This window comes from Rathayibacter sp. AY1H3, assembly GCF_002932015.1.
Genome location: NZ_PSUU01000053.1, coordinates 1 through 21,809 on the forward strand (window position 1 = coordinate 1; position 21,809 = coordinate 21,809).

Here is a 21,809-nt window from a genome sequence, read left to right on the forward strand (position 1 = left end):
ACCTCGCCCGCGAACCGGCGGCCGAGGTCGACCCAGCCCAGTCCGGCACCGGCGTTGTAGTCCGGGTCGCCCTCGGCGCCGACGAAGCGGTCGACGTAGGCGCGCTCCTCCGGGAGGAAGCCGGCCTTCTTGACGTTGCCCTTCCAGTTCTTGATGTCGAGCGTGCGGTGGCCGACGTTGAGGTCGCCCATCACCACGGCGAGCTCGCTGTGCGCCCGGATCTCGGGCAGGCGCGACTCCATCGCGTCGAGGAAGCGGTACTTCTCGACCTGCTTGGGAGTGCCGACCTCGCCGGAGTGGACGTAGGTGGAGACGACGGTGAGCGAGCGGCCGCCGACCTCGTAGTCGGCCTCGAGCCAGCGTCCGGCCGAGTCGAAGTCGTCGGCGCCGAAGGTCACGCGGTGGATCGTGGCGCGCCTGCGCGAGGCGAGAGCGACTCCGGCGCGCCCCTTGGCGGTCGCCTCGTCGTGCAGCACGTCCCACTCGTCCCCGAGAAGCCCCGTGAGGTCGTCCGTGGAGGCGCGGACCTCCTGCAGGGCCAGGACGTCGACGTCGCGCGCGGCGAGCCAGTCGCCCATCCCCTTGCGGTAGGCGGCGCGGACGCCGTTCACGTTGACGGAGGCGATGCGGAGGGTGCTGCGAGTCACCGGAGCAGTCTATTCGGAGCCGCGGAGCGGGCCGCCCGGCCGCGCTCGCACCCCGGAACGCGGAAGCCGGCGGCCGCCTCGCGCCACTCCCTCGGAGAGGGGGAGCGCGGAGGCGACCGCCGGCGGGACCGCTCAGGACGGTCGGTCGGAGGGGATCAGGCGGGGACGGCTTGCGCGGTGGCGGGCTCGGGCACCTCGGCGACCACTGGGGCGCGCTTGATGCTCTTCGCGATGATCACGCAGACGGCCGTGACGACCATGCCCACCAGGATGGCGACCAGGTAGAGGATCGGCTGCCCGACGAGCCCGGTGACCCAGACGCCGCCGTGCGGGGCGCGGAGGGTGGATCCGAAGAGCGCGACGAGCGCACCCGTGACGGCCGAGCCGACCATGGCGGACGGGATCACGCGCAGCGGGTCGACCGCGGCGAACGGGATGGCCCCCTCCGAGATGAAGGACGCGCCCAGCAGGTAGGCGGCCTTGCCGTTCTGGCGCTCGGCGTCGGTGAACAGGCGCTTGCGGAGCGTCGTGGCGAGGGCCAGACCCAGCGGCGGGGTCATGCCGGCGGCCATGACGATCGCCATCACCTTGAACTGCACGGAGTTCGGGTCGCCGTCGGCGGGGACGGAGGCGAGGCCGGTGGTCGCGAAGGCGTAGGCCACCTTGTTGACCGGACCGCCCATGTCGAACGCCATCATGAGGCCGAGGATGATCCCCAGGATGATCAGGTTGCCGCCCGAGAGGCCCGATAGCCAGGACGACAGGCCCTCGCTCAGTGCGCGGAGCGGCGCTCCGAGCACCACGAACATCAGGAAGCCGGTGATGAAGGTGGCGATCAGGGGGATGATCACGACGGGCATCAGCGACTTGAACACCGCGGGGAGCTTGATCCGCGAGATGTAGAGGGCCGCGTAGCCGGCGATGAAGCCGGAGGCGAGGCCGCCCAGGAAGCCCGCGCCGACGGTGACCGCGACCGCGCCGCCGAGGAAGCCCGGCGCGATGCCGGGACGGTCGGCGATGCCGAAAGCGATGAAGCCCGAGAGCACCGGCACCAGGAACGCGAAGGTCGCGCTTCCGATCAGGAACATCACTCCGGCCCAGTCGGTGATGTTCGCGACGTTGAAGCCGTCGTCGATGATCTGCTGGGCCGTGAAGTCGACGATCCGGTAGCCGCCGAACAGGAACGACAGCGCGATCAGCAGACCGCCCGCCGCGACGAACGGGATCATGTAGGAGACGCCGGTCATCAGGTTCTGGCGGATGCGCGTGCCGACGCCGACCTTCTTCGGCGCGGCGGGGGCCGCGGCCGGAGTCGAGCGGGCGGGGGCGGACGCGGCGGAGCCGGAGCCGCGGAGGGCCAGAGCGCGGTCGAGGACCTCGTCCGGCTTGGACAGTGCCTCGGCGACGCCCACCTGGAGGATCGGCTTGCCGGCGAAGCGGTCCTTGCCGCGGACCTCGAGGTCGGCGGCGAGGATGACGACGTCCGCGGCGGCGATGTCGGCCGCGGTCATCTCGTCCGAGCCGGCCGCGCCCTGGGTCTCGACGTGGATCGGGTAGCCGCGCTTCTTCGCGGCCTGCTCGAGCGCCTCCGCCGCCATGTACGTGTGGGCGATGCCCGCGATGCAGCTGGTCACGGCGACGAAGCGCGGGCCGGAGGCGGGGCTCGCGGCGGGCGCGTCCTGCACCTTCGCCACGGCGCGGTCGATGACGTCGGCCGCCTTCGCGAGCGCCTCCGACGTGCCCACCTCGAGGGTGGGCTTCCCGGCGAAGCGCTCCTTGCCGCGGACCTCGAGGTCGGCGGCGAGGATCACGACGTCGGCGTCGGCGATGGTCCGGTCCGACATGGGATCGGAGCCCGCGGCGCCCTGGGTCTCGACCTGGATCTCGTACCCCTTCTTCTTCGCGGCCTGCTCGAGGGCCTCGGCCGCCATGTAGGTGTGCGCGATGCCGGCGATGCAGCTCGTGACGGCGACGATCCTCATGAGACGACGACCTCTCGGGCGATGATGTCCGCGACCTCCTGGCCGCTGGCGGCGGCGCGGAGGGAACCGGTGAAGGACTCGTGGATCAGCTTGCGGGCGAGCTGGGCGAGGATCTTGAGGTGCGCCTGGTCGGCGCCGTCCGGAGCCGCGATCAGGAAGATCAGGTCGGCCGGGCCGTCGGGGGCGCCGAAGTCGACGCCCTGCTTCGCGATGCCGACCGCCACGCTGGGCGAGACGACGTGGGAGGAGCGGGCGTGGGGGATCCCGATGCCGCCGGGCATGCCGGTCGCCATCTGCGACTCGCGGTCGCGGACGTCGGTGAGGAAGCCGTCGAGGTCGGTGACGCGGCCGGCGTCGGCGAGCGTCTTCGCGAGCTGCGCGGTGGCCTCGTCCTTCGTGGCGGCGGTGAGGTCGACGATGACCGTCGACGCCTCGGTGAGAGCAGTCATGCGCTCAGTTCTCCAATCGGGAGGGTGGGGTCAAGGTTCTCGACGACGGAGACGTCGTCGAGGCGGAGGGAGTCGGGACCCGGGGCTTCGCTGCCCGGGAGCTGGACGGCGGCGGTACCCCACGCGACTGCTGTCGCGAGGCGCTCCGCCTCCGTGGCGTCGACGGCCGAGAGGTAGCCGGCGAGCGTGCTGTCGCCGGCGCCGACGGTGCTGAGGGGCACGACGGCGGGGGCGCCCGCCCACCACGACGCGTGCGCCGTGACGAGGAGGGCGCCGTGCTCTCCGAGGCTGACGAGCGCTCGCGCGTCGGGCAGCTGAAGGAGTTCACGGGCTCCGGCGACGACGTCTCCGACCGTCGTCAGGGAGCGGCCGAGGAGCTCCTCGAGCTCCTCGAGGTTGGGCTTCACCAGGGTGGCGGTGCCGGCCGCGATGATCGCGGTCAGGGGGGCTCCCGAGGTGTCGACGGCGAGGGGGACGCCGAAGTGCAGGGCGAGGCGGCCGAGGGCGGGGTAGAAGTCCGCTCCCAGTCCCGGGGGGACGCTGCCGCAGGCGACGAGCCAGCGGGGCGAGGCCGAGACGTGCTCGCCGATCAGCTCGGAGAGGGCGTGAGCCTCCTCCTCCGTGACGGCGGGGCCGGGCTCGTTGATCTTGGTGGTGCGGCCCGTCCGGTCGTCGACCACGGTGATGTTGGTGCGGATCGGGTGGGCGATCGCCGCACTGGCCGAGCGGACTCCGGCGGCCCGGAGCATCGTGGACAGGTCGACGCCGGTGGAGGCGTCGGCCGGGTAGACCGCGGTCGCCTCGACGCCGTTGCGCGCGAGGGCACGGGCGACGTTGACGCCCTTGCCGGCCGGGTCGCGCCGCACGTCGTGCGCGCGGTTGACCTCGCCGACGGCGAAGCCGCTCGTGGAGAGGGTGACGTCGATGCTCGGGTTGGCGGTGACGGTGACGATCATGCGCGGACGACCTCCGGGCCGGCCGACTCGATGTCGTCGGCGAGCTCGTCGTCGACATCGGCGTCGGTGATGACGGTGTCGACCGCGGACAGCGGAGCGACGTGCCCGAAGTCCTGCCGGCCGAACTTCGAGTGGTCGGCGAGGACCACGACCCGGCGCGCGGAGGCGATGATCGCGGACTTGACGACGGCCTCATCGAGATCGGGGGTGGTGAGCCCGCGCTCGAGGCTGAGGCCGTTCGTGCCGATGAAGGCGACGTCCACCGAGACCGTGGAGAGGGCCTGGGCGGCCCACGGCCCGACGGCGGCCTGCGTGACTCCGCGCAGGTGCCCGCCGATGAGGTGGAGGTCGATGTTGGGCCGGCCGACGAGCGCCATCGCGACGGGGAGGGAGTGGGTGACGACCGTCAGCCGGCGGTCCAGGGGGAGCAGCTCCGCCAGCCGCACCGTGGTGGTGCCGGCGTCGATGGCGATCGAGCCGCCGTCGGGCACCTCGGCGAGGGCCGCGGTGGCGATGCGGTCCTTCTCGCCGGCGAGGTGTCCCTCGCGGGCGGCGACCTCGGGCTCGATGCCCAGGCGCTCGACGGGGATGGCGCCGCCGTGCGCACGGCGCAGCAGGCCCCGCTTCTCGAGGCTGGTGAGGTCGCGGCGGATCGTCTCCGGCGTCACGGCGAGGGAGAGGGCGAGGTCGCGGACCTCGACGCGCCCGTCGGTGCGGGCGCGGTCCAGGATCGCCTGGTGCCGCTCCGGTGCGTACATGTGGACTCCGTCGTCTCGCCGTGGGTGGTGCGCCGGATCCGCGGTGTCGTTTCCGACCTCGGATCTGCGTTTACCTCTTTTTAGACCCGTTCGGGAGGGAAGTCAACAGAAACGGACAGACTCGGCAGGCGAATCGGGCCCGGCGACGCAGGGCTGAACGGGAGGAGGACCGCCGGGTCAGGCGGCGAGCTGCTCGAGCTCCTCCTCGAGCTGCGCGAGCTGGCGCTCCAGGCGCCGTCGTTTGAGGAGGGACGCCTCCGGCAGCGCGGCGCGAAGCCGCTCGCGCTCGGCTTCGGCGAGGGTGCGGCGGGCGGTGCGCAGCTGCTCCTCCCGCTCCTTCTCGCGCTCCTCCGGCGTGAGCTTGCGCGCCGAGATCCCGGCGTCGCTCATCCCGACGGAGATCCACGACGCGGCGATCAGGATCACCTGGCAGACGAGGTTGAACCAGATCAGCAGACCGATGAGGACCGCGAACGAGGCGAGCAGCGGATTGCGGGAGGCGCCGCCCAGCAGCTGCGTCCCGAGGACCTTGAGCGCGCCGAGAGCGATCCCGCCGAGCAGCGAGCCGGCCCAGAGGTTCTTCCAGGGGATCGAGATGCCCGAGAGGATGCGGAAGGAGCCGGCCAGGGTGCCCGTGTCCAGGGCGAGCATGATCAGCAGGCCGACCGCGCTGCCGGCGAGACGGGCCGGCATCGACTCGCTGCCGATCCCGAGGAAGCCGAACGCCACGTCTACCAGCGAGGTCGAGAACACGGAGAGACCCGCCGAGACCAGCAGCACCGCCCCGAAGACCAGGGCGAGCCCCGCGTCCTTGAGCTTGAGCAGGACGAAGAGGGTCGTGGGTCCGGGGAGCGAGAAGAGCAGCCGGACTGCCTGGCGCAGGCTCCCCAGGAAGTTCAGCGCCGTCCAGAGCAGGCCGGCGGCCGCGATCGCACCCGTCCAGCCGAGGATCGACGAGTCGAGCAGGTCGTCGACCGACACGAGGGCGTTCTTCCCGCCGATCAGGCCGGGGACGGAGCGGGTCACCAGGTCGAGGAGGGAGTCGCGCAGCACCGAGTCGTCGCGCACCCAGAAGCCGAAGACGGCGAAGAAGACGAAGAGCGCCGCGAACACCGCGAACAGGGCCTGGAAGGCGAGTCCGGAGGCGAAGAGGGGCCCGCCGGTCTCGGAGTAGTGGAGCATCACCCGCACCGGCCGCGTCCGCATGACCCGCTCGAACAGGCCCGGGATCCCGCGGGGAGTGTCGGCCGCCTCGGTCATTCCTCCAGCGTACTGAGGCCTCGCGGCGCTCTCGTGCACGCGCCCGCTTGCACGCAGGAACGCGTCCGGCCCGCGGGATCCGAGGATCCCGGCGGGCCGGACGCTTTCGCGAGGGGGAGGATCAGGCGCGGCCGCGGATGACGGCCTGCTTCACCTCGGCGATCGCCTGCGTGATCTGGATGCCGCGCGGGCACGCCTCCGTGCAGTTGAAGGTCGTGCGGCAGCGCCACACGCCCTCCTTGTCGTTGAGGATGTCCAGGCGCGCTCCACCGGCGTCGTCGCGCGAGTCGAAGATGAAGCGGTGGGCGTTCACGATCGCCGCGGGGCCGAAGTACTGCCCGTCGGTCCAGAACACGGGGCAGGACGACGTGCACGCGGCGCAGAGGATGCACTTCGTGGTGTCGTCGAAGCGGGCGCGGTCGGCGACCGACTGCACGCGCTCCTTGCCCTTGGGTGCCGGGGTGTTGGCGACCAGGAACGGCTGCACCTCGCGGTAGGAGGCGAAGAACGGCTCCATGTCGACGACGAGGTCCTTCTCGAGGGGCAGGCCCTTGATCGCCTCGATGTAGATCGGCTGCGAGATGTCGAGATCCTTGATCAGCGTCTTGCAGGCCAGGCGGTTGCGGCCGTTGATCCGCATCGCGTCGGATCCGCAGATCCCGTGCGCGCACGAGCGGCGGAAGGTCAGCGATCCGTCCTGGTCCCACTTGATGCGGTGCAGGGCGTCGAGGACGCGGTCGGTCGAGTACATCTCGACGTCGAAGTCCTGCCAGCGCGGCTCGGCGTCCACCTCGGGGTCGAAACGGCGGATGATGAACGTGACGGTGATCGCCTCCGGGGCCGCGGGGGCGGCGGGCGGCTGCTCGAGGGTAGCGGTCGACATGGCTAGTACTTCCTCTCCATCGGCTGGTACCGGGTGATCACGACGGGCTTCCAGTCGAGCCGGATGTGGTCACCGGCGTCGGAGGAGTGGGCGTCACCGGAGAGGTACGCCATCGTGTGCTGCATGTAGTTCTCGTCGTCGCGCTTCGGGAAGTCGTCGCGCATGTGGCCGCCGCGGCTCTCCTTGCGGTTGCGCGCCGAGTAGACGACGACCTCGGCGAGGTCGAGCAGGAAGCCCAGCTCGACGGCCTCGAGGAGGTCGGTGTTGAAGCGCTTGCCCTTGTCCTGCACCGAGATGTTGCGGAACCGGTCGCGCAGGCGCTGGATGGTCCCGGTGACGGCCTCGAGGGACTCGTCGGTGCGGAACACCTGAGCGTTCTTGTCCATCTCGTCCTGCAGCTCCTTGCGGATCGAGGCGATCCGCTCGGTGCCGGTCGCGGAGCGGAGCGAGGCGAGCATGTCGCGGATCGCTCCGGCCGGGTCGGCGGGCAGGGGGGTGAAGTCGACCGTCTTGGCGTAGTCGGCGGCGTTGTTGCCGCTGCGCTTGCCGAAGACGTTGATGTCGAGGAGGGAGTTGGTGCCGAGGCGGTTGGAGCCGTGCACCGAGACGCACGCGCACTCGCCGGCGGCGTAGAGGCCCGGGACGACGGTCGTGTTGTCCGAGAGCACCTCGGCCTTGACGTTGGTCGGGATGCCGCCCATCGCGTAGTGCGCGGTCGGCATGACGGGGACCGGCTCGACGACGGGGTCGACGCCCAGGTAGGTGCGGGCGAACTCGGTGATGTCGGGGAGCTTGGTCTCGAGGACCTCGGCGCCCAGGTGGGTGCAGTCCAGCAGCACGTAGTCCTTGTGCGGTCCGGCGCCGCGTCCCTCCGCCACCTCCTGGACCATGCAGCGGGCGACGATGTCGCGCGGCGCGAGGTCCTTGATGGTGGGGGCGTAGCGCTCCATGAAGCGCTCGCCCGAGGCGTTGCGGAGGATCGCACCCTCTCCTCGCGCTCCCTCGGTGAGGAGGATGCCGAGGCCGGCGAGGCCGGTCGGGTGGAACTGGAAGAACTCCATGTCCTCCAGGGGGAGGCCCTTGCGCCAGATGATGCCGACGCCGTCGCCGGTGAGGGTGTGCGCATTGGAGGTGGTCTTGTAGATCTTGCCGAAGCCGCCGGTCGCGAAGATGATCGCCTTCGCCTGGAAGACGTGCAGCTCGCCCGTGGCCAGCTCGTAGGCGACGACGCCGGAGGGCTTGGCCACTCCGTCGACCTCGGTCATCACCAGGTCGAGGACGTAGAACTCGTTGTAGAAGTTGATGCCGAGCCGGACGCAGTTCTGGAACAGCGTCTGCAGGATCATGTGGCCGGTGCGGTCGGCCGCGTAGCAGGCGCGGCGGACGGGCGCCTTGCCGTGGTCGCGGGTGTGGCCGCCGAAGCGGCGCTGGTCGATCTTGCCCTCCTCGGTGCGGTTGAAGGGCAGGCCCATGTTCTCGAGGTCGATGACCGCGTCGATGGCCTCCTTCGCGAGGATCTCGGCCGCGTCCTGGTCGACGAGGTAGTCGCCGCCCTTGACGGTGTCGAAGGTGTGCCACTCCCAGCTGTCCTCCTCGACGTTCGCGAGGGCGGCGGCCATGCCGCCCTGCGCCGCTCCGGTGTGGGAGCGGGTCGGGTACAGCTTCGAGATCACGGCCGTCCTCGCCTTGGGGCCGGCCTCGATGGCCGCGCGCATCCCGGCACCGCCGGCGCCGACGATGACGACGTCGAACTGGTGGTAGTGGACGCCGTCGGGTCCGATGGTCTGCGCGAAGGCGCTCTGGTCGGCGCCGGTGTGGGAGTGGCCTGGTGTGCTCACGGGGTGGGTGCTCCGTCGTACGGGGATGGGAGGGGGAGGTGCCGGGACGTGATGCCGCGGACCGGGAGGGGCGCGGGCCCCTCTCCGATCCGCGGCACCGTGGTCACGCTGCGCAGAAGGAGGGCAGCAGGTCCGCGGCGGTGCCGGCGGGGCACGGGTCGAACGCGAAGACGACCCAGGTGCCGAGCGCGATCAGCGCGACGACGGCGACGAGGATGCCGCCCTTGAAGGCCTTGGCCAGCAGGGGCGAGGTCGCGTAGTCGTTGACCAGCGTGCGCATGCCGTTGCCGCCGTGGATCAGCGCGAGCCACAGCATGAGGACGTCCCACCACTGCCAGAACGGGTTCGCCAGTTTGCCGCCGACGAAGCCGAAGTCGATGGCCTTGATGCCGTCGCCCAGCAGCAGGTTGTAGATGAGGTGCCCGAAGATCAGGACGATCAGCACGACGCCGGAGGCGCGCATGTAGATCCAGCCCCACTTCTCCCAGTTGGTGCCGGAGGAGCGGGTCGGGGTATGCGGGGTCCGCGGTGCGGCGACGGTGCTCAATGCGCACCCCCCTCGCTGAAGACGTTGATCAGGTGGCGCGGCGCGAAGCCGAGCATCAGCACGACCCAGAGGCCCATGACGACCCAGAAGAGGACGCGCTGGTTGCGGGTCGCCCAGCTCCAGAAGTCGACCAGGATGATCCGCAGGCCGTTCAGCGCGTGGAACGCGATGGCGCCCACGAGCCCGGTCTCGCCGAGTCCCATGATCGGGTTCTTGTACGTGCCGATGACCGCGTTGTACGCCTCGGGGCTCACGGCGATGAGAGCGGAGTCGAGGACGTGGACGAGGAGGAAGAAGAAGATGGCGACACCGGTGATCCGGTGGAGCACCCACGACCACATGCCTTCGCGACCGCGGTACAGGGTGCCGGCCGGACGCCGGATCTTCCCCTGCTTCCGGGGTGCGAGGGTTTGAGCAGCTTGAACTGACACGAACAACCCTCCCTGGTTGTGCTCCGACGGCCTGACCTGTTCCCACGTCGCGTGGACGGGGACGGGGCGGGGAGCGACGAGAAACTCGCCTTCCGATTCTAAGCGCGCTCGCAGGCGGGCGCGGCTTAGGCGAGCCTTAGCTGCGGGGCAGGGCGAGGGCGGGTGCCCCCGCGGTCGCGTAGTGCGCGAGGAGCTCGTCGGTGAGCGCGCTCCAGGTGCGGTGGAGCACGCGGCGGCGGCCCGCCTCGCCGAGCCGGGCGCGCAGTGCGGGATCTCGGACCAGGCGCTCCACCTGCCGGCGGAGGTCGGAGTCGCTCTCGGGCGCGTAGAGCAGGCCGTCCACGCCGTGCTCGATGAGGTCGGTGGGGCCGCCCGCGTGCGGCGCGACCACCGCGGTGCCGGACGCCTGCGCCTCCTGCACCGTCTGGCCGAACGTCTCCTCCGTTCCGGTGTGCACGAAGACGTCGAGCGCGGCGAAGACCGCCGGCAGCCGGTCGCCGTCGAGCCGGCCGAGCATCCGCGCCGCCGGGCCGAGGGCGGCGGCGACCCGGGCGGAGGAGGGGCCGTAGCCGCCCACGACCAGCTCCGCGTGCGGGAGGGAGGCGAGTGCCGCCATCCGCTCCACCCTCTTCTCGGGGGAGAGGCGCCCGATGTAGCCGACGAGCGCGTCGTCGGCGCCGAGTCCGGCTCGGACGGCCTGCGCGTAGGGGGAGGAGCGGCGGCGCGGGTGGAAGCGCTCGCTCTGCACGCCGCGGCCCCACAGCGCGGTGCGCTCGATGCCGGCGGCGGCGAGGTCGTCGAGGGCGCTGGTGGAGGGGGCGAGGGTCAGGTCCGCCCCGGCGTGGATCTGGCGGATCACCCGCCAGGCGAGGGCGCGGGCGCCGCGGATGCCGTAGCGGGCCGCGAATCGCGCGACGTCCGTCTGGTAGATCGCGACACTCGGCACCCCGAGCCGGCCGGCCGAGGCGATGGCGCGGGCGCCGAGGAGGAAGGGCGAGGCGACGTGCACCACGTCGGGCTCGAAGTCGGCCAGCTCCCGGGTGAGGGCGAGCGTGGGGATCCCGACCGGGAAGTCGCGGTAGGCGATCGCCGGGTGCTCCACGACGCGGTGGCCCGCGTAGTGGCCCGGCGCCCCCGCGGCCGGGCAGACGACGAGCGCCTCGATCCCGCGCTCCGCGAACTCGTCGAGCACCCGCAGGACGCTCGTGGTCACGCCGTTCAACGACGGCAGGAAGCTCTCGGTGACGACCGCGACTCTCACGCCCCGGACGCTACGGCGGCGGGATGAACGGCGGCGCGCGCCCGGGTGAACGGACGGTCGCGCTCGGGCTCCCTTGTATCCTGCGGACATGACATCACCTGAGACCGATGGCCGCGCCCCGCTCGACCGCTTCTACAGCGTGATCCCCGCCGGCGGGATCGGCTCGAGGCTGTGGCCGCTCTCCCGGGCCGACGCCCCGAAGTTCCTGCACGATCTGACGGGATCGGGACAGACCCTCCTCCGCGACACCTGGGACCGCCTCGCGCCCATCTCGGGCGCCGACCGGATCATGGTCGTGACCGGGCGCGCGCACCGCGCCGCCGTCGAGGAGCAGCTCGAGAGCCTCGAGGACCTCAACGTCGTCCTCGAGAGCGAGCCGCGCGACTCGTCCGCCGCGATCGGCCTGGCCGCCGCCATCCTCGAGCGCCGCCAGCCGGGCGTGATCATCGGCTCGTTCGCCGCCGACCACGTCATCAGCGGTCAGCAGCTGTTCCACGACGCGGTCGCCGAGGCCGTCGTCGCGGCGGACGCGGGCTACATCGCGACCATCGGCATCACGCCGACCGAGCCTGCCGTGGGCTTCGGCTACATCCGCACGGGGAAGCACCTCGGGATCGACGGGGCGACGCACACGCTCGCCGTCGACTCCTTCGTCGAGAAACCCGACGCCGACACCGCGCGCGCCTATCTCTCCAGTGGTCAGTACCTCTGGAACGCGGGCATGTTCATCGCCCGCGCCGACCGTCTCCTCGAGGAGCTCGGCCGCGCCAAGCCGAAGCTGCTCGCCGGACTGCTCGAGCTCGCCGCCGCGTGGGACACCCCGGAGCGCGGCGCGGTCGTCGACCGCATCTGGCCGGGCCTGGAGAAGATCGCGATCGACTACTCCGTCGCCGAGCCGGCCGCGGCCGCGGGCAAGCTGGCCGTCGTGCCCGGCCACTTCTCCTGGGACGACGTGGGCGACTTCGCCTCGATCGCGAAGCTGCACTCGAGCGGACTCCGCTCGGACCTCGCCATCCTCGGCGAGGACGCGCGTGTTCTGGCCGACTCCGCGACGGGCATCGTCGTCAGCGGCGGCAACCGCACCATCGCCCTCATCGGAGTGAAGGACATCGTCGTCGTGGACACCCCCGACGCACTCCTGGTGACCACGACCGAGAACGCCCAGAAGGTCAAGGGCGTCGTCGACGCCCTGCGCCTCTCCGGCCGCACCGACGTCCTCTAGCCCTCCGTCCCACCCGTCGAAGCGCGGCCCTCCCCCCGGAGGCGCCGCGCTTCGCCGTTCCGCCCCCTCGCCTCATGCGCGTGCGGCGGTCCCGATACGCCGTTCGCGCGGCCACTCGACCACCCTCGATGAGGGCCTCGGCCGTCGCCCTGGGTGCTGGTGGCTGGGTCTCGATCCGCCGCTTCCGCGGCAACTCGACCACCATGGAGGAGCATCGCGTCGAGCCCGACCGCGCGCAGCGCGGAGCTCCTCCGAACGCCTTCGACATCCGGCAGCAGGGGAGAGGGCCGCGAGCCGGAATCGCGTGCCAGCGATTCAGGCCAGCCCGACGCGACCCGCTCTGCGGAACGCACCCGTCGCGAAGCCGACCGCGCCGAGCCGCTCCGCGGCTCGGAATCGAGCCCAGCCGACCGCGCCGAGCCGCTCCGCGGCTCGGAATCGAGCCCAGCCGACCGCGCCGAGCCGCTCCGCGGCTCGGAATCGAGCCCAGCCGACCGCGCCCCGCGACACGCTCCGCGTGTCGCGAAGATCAACACTGTGTAACTCTTCCTGACCACCACCGTCCGGGCGGCTGAGCGACTTGTCACATTGGGTAACGTGTGGGAATCGACGCCCTGCTGCGCTCGTCGCGCGGGGCCGCATTCCTGGAGGACGACATCTTGACTATCACCTCGCGTAAGGCCGCGTTCGGCGGTCTCGCCGCCCTCGGCGTCACCGCGCTTCTCGCCGGTTGCGCCTCCGCCCCCGAGGAGAGCGGCTCCAGCGCCGCCGCCGGTGGCGACTTCCTGCCCTGCATGGTCTCCGACGCGGGCGGGTTCGACGACAAGTCGTTCAACGAGCTCGGCTACAACGGCCTCGTGAAGGCCTCGGAGGACCTCGGCGTCACGCCGAAGACCGTCACCTCGGAGTCCGAGACGGACTACGCCCCGAACCTGACCAGCCTCGTCGACCAGGGCTGCAACCTGATCATCACCGTCGGCTTCGCGCTGGCCGAGGCCACGTCGGCCGCGGCCGAGGCGAACACGGACATCGACTTCGCGATCATCGACGACGCGTCGATCGACCTGCCGAACGTCAAGCCGATCACCTTCGACACCTCGCAGGCGGCGTTCCTCGCCGGTTACGCGGCCGCGTCGTACTCCAAGACCGGCGTCGTCGGCACCTACGGCGGCCAGCAGTTCCCGACCGTCACGATCTTCATGGACGGCTACGCCGACGGCGTGAAGTACTACAACGAGCAGAAGGGGAAGGACGTCAAGGTCGTCGGCTGGGACGTCGACGCGCAGACCGGCTCCTTCACCGGCGGCTTCGCGGCGGGCGTCGAGGCCAAGTCGGCCGCGCAGTCGCTGATCGACCAGAACGCGGACGTCATCCTCCCCGTCGGCGGTCCGATCTTCCAGTCGGCGATCGAGGCGATCCGCGACTCCGGCAAGGACATCGCGATGGTCGGCGTGGACGCGGACCTGTACGAGACCTACCCCGACGGCGCCGACCTGTACCTGACCTCGATCCTCAAGGGCATCGAGGCCGGCACGACCGACGTCACCAGCTCCGCCGGAGCCGACGACTTCGACCCCACTCCCTTCGTGGGCACCCTCGAGAACGACGGAGTCGGCATCGCGCCGTTCCACGACTTCGAGTCGAAGGTCTCGGGCGACCTGCAGGGCGAGCTCGACACCATCAAGGCGGGCATCATCGACGGCTCCATCACCGTCACCTCCCCGTCCGCTCCCGCGGCGTCCTAGCCGCTTCCTCGAAGAGGCCGGCGGGCCCGAGCACACCTCGGGCCCGCCGGCCTCTTCGTCGGTCCGGCGGGCCGATCGGCTCCGCTGCGTCCCTCGATCCCGGCCGACGGCGCATCGTGGCGCGAACCGAAAGTTAGATTGGTCCCATGAAGCTCGAACTGCGTGGCATCACGAAGCGCTTCGGCGCGCTCGTGGCCAACGACCACATCGATCTCACCGTCGAACCCGGTGAGATCCACTGCCTCCTCGGCGAGAACGGCGCGGGCAAGTCGACGCTCATGAACGTGCTCTACGGCCTGTACCAGGCCGAGGAGGGGGAGATCCTGCTGGACGACGCGGTCCAGCACTTCTCCGGTCCGGGTGACGCCATGAAGGCGGGCATCGGGATGGTCCACCAGCACTTCATGCTCGTCCCCGTGTTCACCGTCGCCGAGAACGTCATGCTGGGCCACGAGGAGACGAAGGCCGGCGGGCGCCTGGACCTCGCCGCCGCGCGCGCCCGGGTGCGCGAGATCTCGGACCGCTTCGGCTTCGACGTGGATCCCGACGCCCTGGTCGAGGACCTCCCCGTCGGCGTGCAGCAGCGGGTCGAGATCATCAAGGCCCTCTCCCGCGACGCCCGGGTGCTCGTGTTCGACGAGCCGACCGCGGTGCTGACTCCGCAGGAGACCGACGAGCTCATCGCGATCATGCGCCAGCTGCGTGCGGCCGGGACCGCCATCGTCTTCATCACGCACAAGCTCCGCGAGGTGCGCGAGGTCGGAGACCGCATCACGGTCATCCGCCTCGGCAGAGTCGTGGGGGAGGCGTCGCCGACCGCGAGCAACGCCGAGCTCGCCTCGCTGATGGTGGGACGGGCCGTCGAGCTGACGGTGCAGAAGGAGCAGGCGGTGCCGGGCGACGAGGCCCTCGTCGTCTCGAACCTCACCGTGCGCGACGCCAACGGCCAGGCCGTCGTCGACGACGTCTCCTTCGAGGTCCGCCGCGGCGAGATCCTCGCGATCGCGGGCGTGCAGGGCAACGGCCAGACCGAGCTCACCGAGGCGATCATGGGCCTGCAGGAGCGGGTCGAGGGCTCGGTGACCCTGGACGGGCGCCGCCTCGACGGGCTGTCCGTGCGCCGCGTCCTCGAGTCGGGGGTCGGCTTCGTCCCCGAGGACCGCACCGAGGACGGTCTGGTCGCCGAGTTCACGATCGCCGAGAACCTCATGCTCGACCGCAGCGACCGCGGTCCGTTCGTGAAGGGACTGGGCCTGCGGCTCAAGGAGCTCGAGCGCTTCGCCGAGGAGCGGGTGCGCGAGTTCGACGTGCGCGCCCAGGGGATCGGCACCCACGTCGGCCGCCTCTCCGGAGGCAACCAGCAGAAGGTGGTGCTCGCGCGCGAGCTCAGCCGGGAGCTGCGGCTGTTCATCGCGGCGCAGCCCACTCGCGGCATCGACGTCGGCTCCATCGAGTTCGTCCACAAGCGCATCGTCGAGACGCGCGACACCGGGGTACCCGTGATCGTGGTGTCGACCGAGCTCGACGAGGTCGCGGCGCTCGCCGACCGCATCGCGGTCATGTACAAGGGCGGGATCATCGGCATCGTCCCCGCCGACACGCCCCGCGAGGTCCTGGGGCTCATGATGGCCGGGCAGACGCCCGCCGAGAAGGGAGCGGCGGCGTGAGCGACGCGCAACTGCCCGCGGTCGATCCCGACGCGGAGACCGAGAAGGCGTCCGGGCTCGAGCCCGGCCAGAAGCCGGATCAGGAGGTGCGCCCCGGCCCGCTCGAGAGCGGCGCCTCCCGCGTCCTGCGCGAGATCCTCTCCGGCACCGCGCTGATGTCGGTGCTCGCCGTGCTGCTCTCCCTCATCGCGGGCGGCGTGCTGATCGCCGCGACCGACAAGGACGTCCAGGCGGCGTCGGGCTACTTCTTCGCCCGGCCGCTCGACACCCTGCAGGCGATCTGGCAGTCCGTCTCCGGTGCCTACTCCTCGCTCTTCCAGGGCTCGGTCTACAACTTCCGCCGCGAGGGCTTCGCCAACGGCATCAAGCCGCTGACGGACACCCTGGCCTTCGCGACTCCGCTGATCGCCGGCGGGCTCGGAGTGGCGCTGGCCTTCCGCGTCGGCCTGTTCAACATCGGCGGCCGCGGCCAGATGCTGATCGCCGCCGCCTGCGCGGGCTGGGTCGGCTTCTCCTTCGACCTCCCGTGGGGCGTGCACCTGATCGTCGCGCTTGCCGCCGGCATCCTGGGCGGCGCGCTCTGGGGCGGACTCGTGGGACTGCTCAAGGCCCGCACCGGCGCGCACGAGGTGATCCTCACGATCATGCTCAACTACGTCGCGTTCTACCTGATCTCCTACCTCCTGCGGACGCCCGGCGCCCTGCAGGCGCCCGGCTCGAACAACCCGAAGTCGCCCGGGATGAAGGAGACCGCGGTCTTCCCGGCGCTCCTCGGCCCCGGATACTCGCTCACGCTCGGCTTCGTCTTCGCGGTCCTCGCGACCGTGTTCGTCTGGTGGCTCCTGAACCGCTCGACGATCGGCTTCAAGTTCCGCGCGGTGGGGGAGAACCCGCACGCGGCACGGGTCGCGGGCATCGACGTGAAGAACAGCTACGTGTACGCGATGCTGCTCTCCGGCGGCCTGCTCGGCCTCGCCGGCAGCGCCCAGGTGATGGGGACGGTCACGACCGGCTTCACCTCCGGGATCGACGCGGGCATCGGCTTCGACGCGATCACGGTCGCGCTGCTGGGCCGCTCCCGACCCTGGGGCGTGTTCTTCGCCGGCATCCTCTTCGGCGCCTTCAAGGCGGGCGGCTACTCGATGCAGGCCGCCGAGGGCGTGCCGATCGACGTGGTCCTCGTCGTCCAGTCGCTGATCGTCCTCTTCATCGCCGCACCGCCGCTGGTGCGCGCGATCTTCCGCCTCCCGACGCCCGGGGCAGCCCCGAAGCGCCGCACCCGCCGCACCTCGGAGGTGTCCGCATGAGCACCGCCGTCGCCACCGCCCCCGACCGCGTCGTGATCCGCAGCTGGAAGGCGCCGATCGCGTTCGGCGTCTTCGCGCTGCTCGCCGTCGTCCTCTTCGTGGCCCTCGGCCGCGACGGGACGAGCTCGTTCCGCCTCGCCGCGGGGACCGACTTCTTCGCGCTGCCGGACATCCCGTTCCCGACGCGGGGGACGGGCGTGGTCGTCGCGATCCTCCTGGTCGCCCTGGCCGTCGCCTCGGCCGCGCTCACCCGCGCCGGCCGCCGGATCCCGCTCTGGCTCTCGGCGGTCTTCGCCCTGGTCTTCCTGATCGGGTTCCTCGTCTGGGCGTCGGCCGGTGCCGCGCTGCCCGTCTCGGGACTGCTGCTCGGGACCGTCGGGCTCGCCACTCCGCTGATCTTCGGCTCGCTCGGCGGCGTCATTTCGGAGCGGGTCGGAGTCGTCAACGTCGCGATCGAGGGGCAGCTGCTCGCCGGCGCCTTCACCGCGGCGATGGTCGGCTCCCTCACCCGCCAGCCGGTGCTCGGCCTGCTCGCGGCGATGGTCGCGAGCGTCCTGGTGTCGTTCGTGCTGGCCGCCTTCGCGATCAAGTACCTGGTCGACCAGGTGATCGTCGGAGTCGTGCTGAACGTGCTGGTGACCGGCCTGACGAGCTTCCTCTACTCACAGGTCCTCTCCGCCGACGCGTCGACGTTCAACTCGCCGGTGAAGTTCGACCGCCTCCCGATCCCGGTGCTCAGCCAGGTGCCGATCGTGGGCGCCGTCCTGTTCAACCAGACGGTGATCGTCTACCTGATGTACTTCGCGATTTTCGCGGTGTGGTGGGGCCTGTTCAAGACCAAGTGGGGCCTCCGCCTGCGCGCAGTGGGCGAGCACCCGCAGGCCGCGGACACCGTGGGCATCGATGTCGCCCGCACGCGCTTCTGGAACGTCTCCCTCGCCGGGGCGATCGCCGGAGTCGGCGGCGCGTACTACACGCTCGACGCGGTCGGCGCGTTCGGCAAGGAGATGACCGCGGGTGCGGGCTTCATCGCCCTGGCCGCCGTCATCTTCGGCCGCTGGGACCCGATCAAGGCGACGCTCGCGTCGCTGCTGTTCGGCTTCGCGACCAACCTGCAGAACGTGCTCGGCGTCATCGGCTCGCCCGTGCCCAGCGAGTTCATGCTGATGCTGCCGTACGTCGTGACGATCTTCGCGGTGGCCGGTCTCGTCGGCCAGTCCCGCGGACCGGCCGCCGCCGGCAAGCCGTACCTGAAGTCCTGAGAGGAGCCGTCGTGACCGACATCGACTGGGAGGCGCTGCGCGAGGCCGCCCTGGAGGCCATGAGCCACGCCTACGTCCCGTACTCGAAGTTCCCCGTCGGGGTCGCCGCGCTCGTGGACGACGGCCGGACGATCTCGGGCTGCAACGTCGAGAACGCCTCCTACGGGCTCACGCTCTGCGCCGAGTGCGCGCTGGTGTCCTCGCTGCACATGACGGGCGGCGGCCGGCTCGTCGCCTTCACCTGCGTCGACGGGAAGGGCGGCGTCCTGATGCCCTGCGGGCGCTGCCGCCAGCTGCTCTTCGAGCACTCGGCCGAGGGCATGCTCCTCCAGACCGTGTCGGGCGTGAAGACGATCGACGAGGTCATCCCCGACGCCTTCGGCCCGCGCACGCTCGAGGCCTACGCCGCCTCCTAGCGCCGCCGTCACCGCTCCCACTCCCGAACCGAGGACTCCGCATGACCCGCACCACCCCCGTCGAGGACTTCGACGCCGTCGACATCATCCGCACCAAGCGCGACCGCGGCACGCTCTCGACCGCGCAGATCGACTGGCTGATCGACGCCTACACGCGCGGCTACGTCGCCGACGAGCAGATGGCGGCCTTCGCGATGGCGGTCCTGCTGAACGGGATGGAGCGCGACGAGATCCGCGACCTCACCCTGGCGATGATCGCCAGCGGCGAGCGCATGCGGTTCGACGGACTCGGCAAGCGCACGGTCGACAAGCACTCCACGGGCGGGGTCGGCGACAAGATCACGCTGCCGCTGATGCCGCTGGTCGCCTCCTTCGGCGTGGCGGTGCCCCAGCTCTCGGGACGCGGGCTCGGCCACACGGGCGGAACGCTCGACAAGCTGGAGTCGATCCCGGGCTGGCGGGCCGACCTCGGCAACGAGGAGATGCTGGAGCAGCTGCGGACGGTCGGCGGCGTGATCTGCGCCGCGGGCTCGGGCCTCGCCCCCGCCGACAAGAAGCTCTACGCGCTCCGGGACATCACCGGGACCGTCGAGGCGATCCCGCTGATCGCGTCCTCGATCATGTCGAAGAAGATCGCCGAGGGGACCGACGCCCTGGTGCTCGACGTGAAGTTCGGCTCAGGGGCGTTCATGGTCGACATCGAGCGCTCGCGGGAGCTGGCGCGGGCGATGGTCGACCTCGGCAACGACGCGGGGGTGCGGACCACCGCGCTGCTGACCAGCATGAACGTGCCGCTCGGTCTGGCCATCGGCAACGCGAACGAGGTGCGGGAGTCGGTCGAGGTGCTCGCCGGCGGCGGTCCCTCGGACGTCCGGGAGCTGACGCTGGCCCTGGCCCGCGAGATGCTGGCCCTCGCCGGGCAGCCGGACGCGGACGTCGAGCGCGCCCTCGACGGCGGCGCGGCGATGGACACCTGGCGCGCGGTCATCCGCGCTCAGGGAGGGGATCCGGATGCGGCGCTCCCCGAGGCCCGCGAGACCCACGTCGTGGTCGCCGAGCGCGACGGCGTCCTGGTGGAGCAGCAGGCGCTGCCGTTCGGCATCGCCGCCTGGCGCCTGGGCGCCGGACGCGCCCGACAGTCCGACGCGGTGCAGCACGCGGCGGGGATCGACCTGCACGCGAAGCCGGGCGACCGCGTCCGCGCGGGCCGGCCCCTGCTCACGCTGTCGGCCGACGAGCCGGAGCGCTTTGCCCGGGCGCTCGAGGCGCTCGACGGTGCCTACCGGATCGGCGACGACGGCGACGAGGTGCTCGACGGCGGCCCCCTTGTGGCGGAGCGCGTCTCCTAGCCCCGCGCCGCCCGGCACGGAGGAGGCGCCGCCCGGCGAGCCGCTCCCGCCGACCCTCTAGGGTGGTCGGCGAACCACCGCCGACCTGCGAGGAGCACCGTGACCGATCAGACCGAGGAGTACCTCCTCCCGGGCGAGGGCGTCCTCATCGACGAGCTCCCCAAGGTGTCGCTGCACGACCACCTCGACGGGGGGCTGCGGGCCGGGACGGTCCTCGAGATCGCCCGCGAGACGGGCGTGCCGCTCCCGGCCGAGGAGCCGGACGCGCTCGCCGAGTGGTTCCGCGCCACGGCCGACTCCGGCTCCCTCACCGACTACATCGCCACCTTCGAGACGACGGTCGCCGTGATGCAGACCGCGCCGGCGCTCGAGCGCGTGGCCCGCGAGTTCGTGCTCGACCTCGCCGCCGACGGAGTCGTGCACGGCGAGGTGCGCTGGGCGCCGGAGCAGCACCAGCGCGCCGGGCTCTCGCTCGACGCGGCTGTCGAGGCGGTCCAGGAGGGGCTGCAGCAGGGCGTGCAGGAGGCGGCGGCGGAGGGACACCGCATCCGCGTCGGCCAGCTGATCACCGCGATGCGGCACGCCGACCGCTCGCTCGAGGTCGCCGAGCTGGCGCTGCGCCACCGCGAGCGCGGTGCGATCGGCTTCGACATCGCCGGAGCCGAGGCGGGCTTCCCCGCCTCGCGGCACCGTCCCGCCTTCGAGCTGCTCGCGGCGGCGCACTTCCCGACCACGGTCCACGCGGGGGAGGCGGACGGCCTCGACAGCATCCGCTCCGCCCTGCTCGACGGCCGCGCCCTGCGCCTGGGTCACGGCGTCCGGATCGCGGAGGACATCCGTATCGAGCGCCAGGACGACGACGCGAGCTACGTGACCCTCGGCGAGCTCTCGGAGTGGGTGAAGGACCGCGAGATCGCCCTCGAGCTCAGCCCCTCCTCCAACCTGCAGACCGGCGCCGTCGCGGCGTGGGGTGCCGAGCTCGCCGACCACCCCTTCGACCTGCTCTACCAGTTGGGCTTCCGCGTCACGGTGAACACCGACAACCGCCTGATGAGCGCGACGACACTCAGCCGCGAGCTCGCCCTCCTGTCCGACGCGTTCGGGTACGACCTCGACGACTTCGAGGCCTTCCAGCTGAACGCGGCTCACGCCGCCTTCCTGCCGCTCGACGAGCGCCGCGAGCTCGTCGAGACGATCAGCGCCGGCTTCGAAACGGCCTGACGGTGCCGCTCGACGCGCTCCCCGAGGAGGCGGTGGCCCTCCGCCACTCCGCCGGATCGTGGCGGGAGGCCGTCCTCGAGGCGGGCCGTGCGCTCGAGCGGACCGGCGCGGTGGACGCCGCCTACTCCCGGCGCATCGTCGAGCAGGTCGACGTGCTCGGGCCGTACATCGTCATCGCGCCCGGGCTCGCCCTCGCGCACGCCCGGCCCGGCAACGACGTCCTCGCGGACGGCCTCTCCGTCGTCACGCTGGCCGAGCCCGTCGCCTTCGGCCACAGCACCAACGACCCGGTGTCGGTTGTCATCGGGATCGCCGCCACCCAGGCGCACGGACACGTCGGCTTCGTCTCCGGGCTCGCCGATGTGCTCAGCCGTCCGGACGCGGTCGGTGCCCTCGCCGCCGCCCGCACCGTCCGCAGCATCAACGCCGTCCTCACCGACAGCACCCCGCACCACCCGCACCACGGAAGAAGCGCATGAAGATCGTCACCCTCTGCGGCGCCGGAATCGGCACCTCCGCCATCCTCAAGCTCGGCGCCGAGCGCGCCCTCGAGACCCTCGACCTCGAGGCCGAGGTGATCGCCTCCGACCTGGCCTCCGTCGACGCGC

At 71.5% G+C, this 21,809-nt stretch carries 20 protein-coding genes and 1 pseudogene; 10 read left to right on the forward strand and 11 right to left on the reverse strand.

Going from position 1 to position 21,809, the window contains the following annotated elements:
* The 11 genes from C5C33_RS15975 to C5C33_RS16025 form a co-directional block, all read right to left on the reverse strand.
* Positions 1 to 578 (reverse strand): endonuclease/exonuclease/phosphatase family protein (locus C5C33_RS15975; RefSeq protein ID WP_258069274.1); only part of this gene is annotated, 578 nt, incomplete at its 3' end.
* Positions 579 to 802: 224 nt separating this feature from the next.
* On the reverse strand, positions 803 to 2,629 hold the full coding sequence (locus C5C33_RS15980; protein ID WP_104261595.1) for a PTS fructose-like transporter subunit IIB: 1,827 nt from the start codon (positions 2,627 to 2,629) through the stop codon (positions 803 to 805).
* Complete coding sequence (locus tag C5C33_RS15985; RefSeq protein WP_104261596.1) at positions 2,626 to 3,078, reverse strand: PTS sugar transporter subunit IIA; 453 nt, start codon at positions 3,076 to 3,078, stop codon at positions 2,626 to 2,628. Before C5C33_RS15985 ends, C5C33_RS15980 begins: the two co-directional genes overlap by 4 nt.
* Complete coding sequence (locus C5C33_RS15990; RefSeq protein WP_104261597.1) at positions 3,075 to 4,034, reverse strand: 1-phosphofructokinase family hexose kinase; 960 nt, start codon at positions 4,032 to 4,034, stop codon at positions 3,075 to 3,077. The genes C5C33_RS15985 and C5C33_RS15990 overlap by 4 nt, the downstream gene beginning before the upstream one ends.
* Positions 4,031 to 4,792 carry a DeoR/GlpR family DNA-binding transcription regulator gene (locus C5C33_RS15995; RefSeq protein WP_104226423.1) on the reverse strand — a complete coding sequence of 254 codons (762 nt, stop codon included), beginning with the start codon at positions 4,790 to 4,792 and terminating at the stop codon, positions 4,031 to 4,033. Before C5C33_RS15995 ends, C5C33_RS15990 begins: the two co-directional genes overlap by 4 nt.
* Before the next feature lie 177 nt (positions 4,793 to 4,969).
* Entirely contained in the window at positions 4,970 to 6,052 is a 1,083-nt protein-coding gene (locus tag C5C33_RS16000; protein WP_104223189.1) for a YhjD/YihY/BrkB family envelope integrity protein, read from the reverse strand.
* A gap of 121 nt (positions 6,053 to 6,173) precedes the next feature.
* Complete coding sequence (locus C5C33_RS16005) at positions 6,174 to 6,935, reverse strand: succinate dehydrogenase iron-sulfur subunit (protein ID WP_104261598.1); 762 nt, start codon at positions 6,933 to 6,935, stop codon at positions 6,174 to 6,176.
* A 2-nt stretch (positions 6,936 to 6,937) separates the two neighbouring features.
* Positions 6,938 to 8,716, reverse strand: coding sequence for a succinate dehydrogenase flavoprotein subunit (gene sdhA / locus C5C33_RS16010; protein WP_104261603.1), 1,779 nt, complete (start codon positions 8,714 to 8,716; stop codon positions 6,938 to 6,940).
* A gap of 160 nt (positions 8,717 to 8,876) precedes the next feature.
* The gene (locus C5C33_RS16015; RefSeq protein WP_104223187.1) at positions 8,877 to 9,320 is read right to left on the reverse strand and encodes a succinate dehydrogenase hydrophobic membrane anchor subunit; all 444 of its coding nucleotides are present in this window, start codon (positions 9,318 to 9,320) and stop codon (positions 8,877 to 8,879) included.
* Complete coding sequence (sdhC, locus tag C5C33_RS16020) at positions 9,317 to 9,751, reverse strand: succinate dehydrogenase, cytochrome b556 subunit (protein ID WP_374952907.1); 435 nt, start codon at positions 9,749 to 9,751, stop codon at positions 9,317 to 9,319. The genes C5C33_RS16015 and sdhC overlap by 4 nt, the downstream gene beginning before the upstream one ends.
* A 136-nt stretch (positions 9,752 to 9,887) precedes the next feature.
* Complete coding sequence (locus tag C5C33_RS16025; RefSeq protein WP_181065415.1) at positions 9,888 to 11,012, reverse strand: glycosyltransferase family 1 protein; 1,125 nt, start codon at positions 11,010 to 11,012, stop codon at positions 9,888 to 9,890.
* Between the two features lie 88 nt (positions 11,013 to 11,100).
* On the opposite strand from C5C33_RS16025, the gene C5C33_RS16030 reads away from it, so the two are divergent.
* From C5C33_RS16030 to C5C33_RS16080, 10 genes and pseudogenes are all read left to right on the forward strand, one after another.
* Positions 11,101 to 12,234: a mannose-1-phosphate guanylyltransferase gene (locus tag C5C33_RS16030; RefSeq protein ID WP_104223184.1), complete on the forward strand. Its 1,134-nt coding sequence runs from the start codon at positions 11,101 to 11,103 to the stop codon at positions 12,232 to 12,234.
* A gap of 659 nt (positions 12,235 to 12,893) precedes the next feature.
* Positions 12,894 to 13,979: a BMP family protein gene (locus C5C33_RS16040; RefSeq protein ID WP_104246690.1), complete on the forward strand. Its 1,086-nt coding sequence runs from the start codon at positions 12,894 to 12,896 to the stop codon at positions 13,977 to 13,979.
* A gap of 146 nt (positions 13,980 to 14,125) precedes the next feature.
* The gene (locus tag C5C33_RS16045) at positions 14,126 to 15,646 is read left to right on the forward strand and encodes an ABC transporter ATP-binding protein (protein ID WP_104223182.1); all 1,521 of its coding nucleotides are present in this window, start codon (positions 14,126 to 14,128) and stop codon (positions 15,644 to 15,646) included.
* Positions 15,643 to 16,953 (forward strand): ABC transporter permease, encoded by a 1,311-nt coding sequence (locus C5C33_RS16050; RefSeq protein WP_219812597.1) that lies wholly within the window; start codon positions 15,643 to 15,645, stop codon positions 16,951 to 16,953. Before C5C33_RS16045 ends, C5C33_RS16050 begins: the two co-directional genes overlap by 4 nt.
* Positions 16,950 to 18,215: an ABC transporter permease gene (locus C5C33_RS16055; RefSeq protein ID WP_104232837.1), complete on the forward strand. Its 1,266-nt coding sequence runs from the start codon at positions 16,950 to 16,952 to the stop codon at positions 18,213 to 18,215. Before C5C33_RS16050 ends, C5C33_RS16055 begins: the two co-directional genes overlap by 4 nt.
* Positions 18,216 to 18,226: 11 nt before the next feature.
* Positions 18,227 to 18,631 carry a cytidine deaminase gene (locus C5C33_RS16060; RefSeq protein WP_104223180.1) on the forward strand — a complete coding sequence of 135 codons (405 nt, stop codon included), beginning with the start codon at positions 18,227 to 18,229 and terminating at the stop codon, positions 18,629 to 18,631.
* 41 nt (positions 18,632 to 18,672) lie between these two features.
* On the forward strand, positions 18,673 to 19,980 hold the full coding sequence (locus C5C33_RS16065; RefSeq protein WP_104261600.1) for a thymidine phosphorylase: 1,308 nt from the start codon (positions 18,673 to 18,675) through the stop codon (positions 19,978 to 19,980).
* 99 nt (positions 19,981 to 20,079) lie between these two features.
* A complete protein-coding gene (locus C5C33_RS16070; RefSeq protein ID WP_104261601.1) occupies positions 20,080 to 21,201 on the forward strand; it encodes an adenosine deaminase in 1,122 nt (373 codons plus the stop codon).
* A 2-nt stretch (positions 21,202 to 21,203) separates the two neighbouring features.
* A complete protein-coding gene (locus C5C33_RS16075) occupies positions 21,204 to 21,680 on the forward strand; it encodes a PTS sugar transporter subunit IIA (RefSeq protein WP_104261602.1) in 477 nt (158 codons plus the stop codon).
* A pseudogene (locus C5C33_RS16080) lies at positions 21,677 to 21,809 on the forward strand (PTS ascorbate transporter subunit IIB); the annotation flags it as partial. The gene C5C33_RS16075 and the pseudogene C5C33_RS16080, both read left to right, overlap by 4 nt.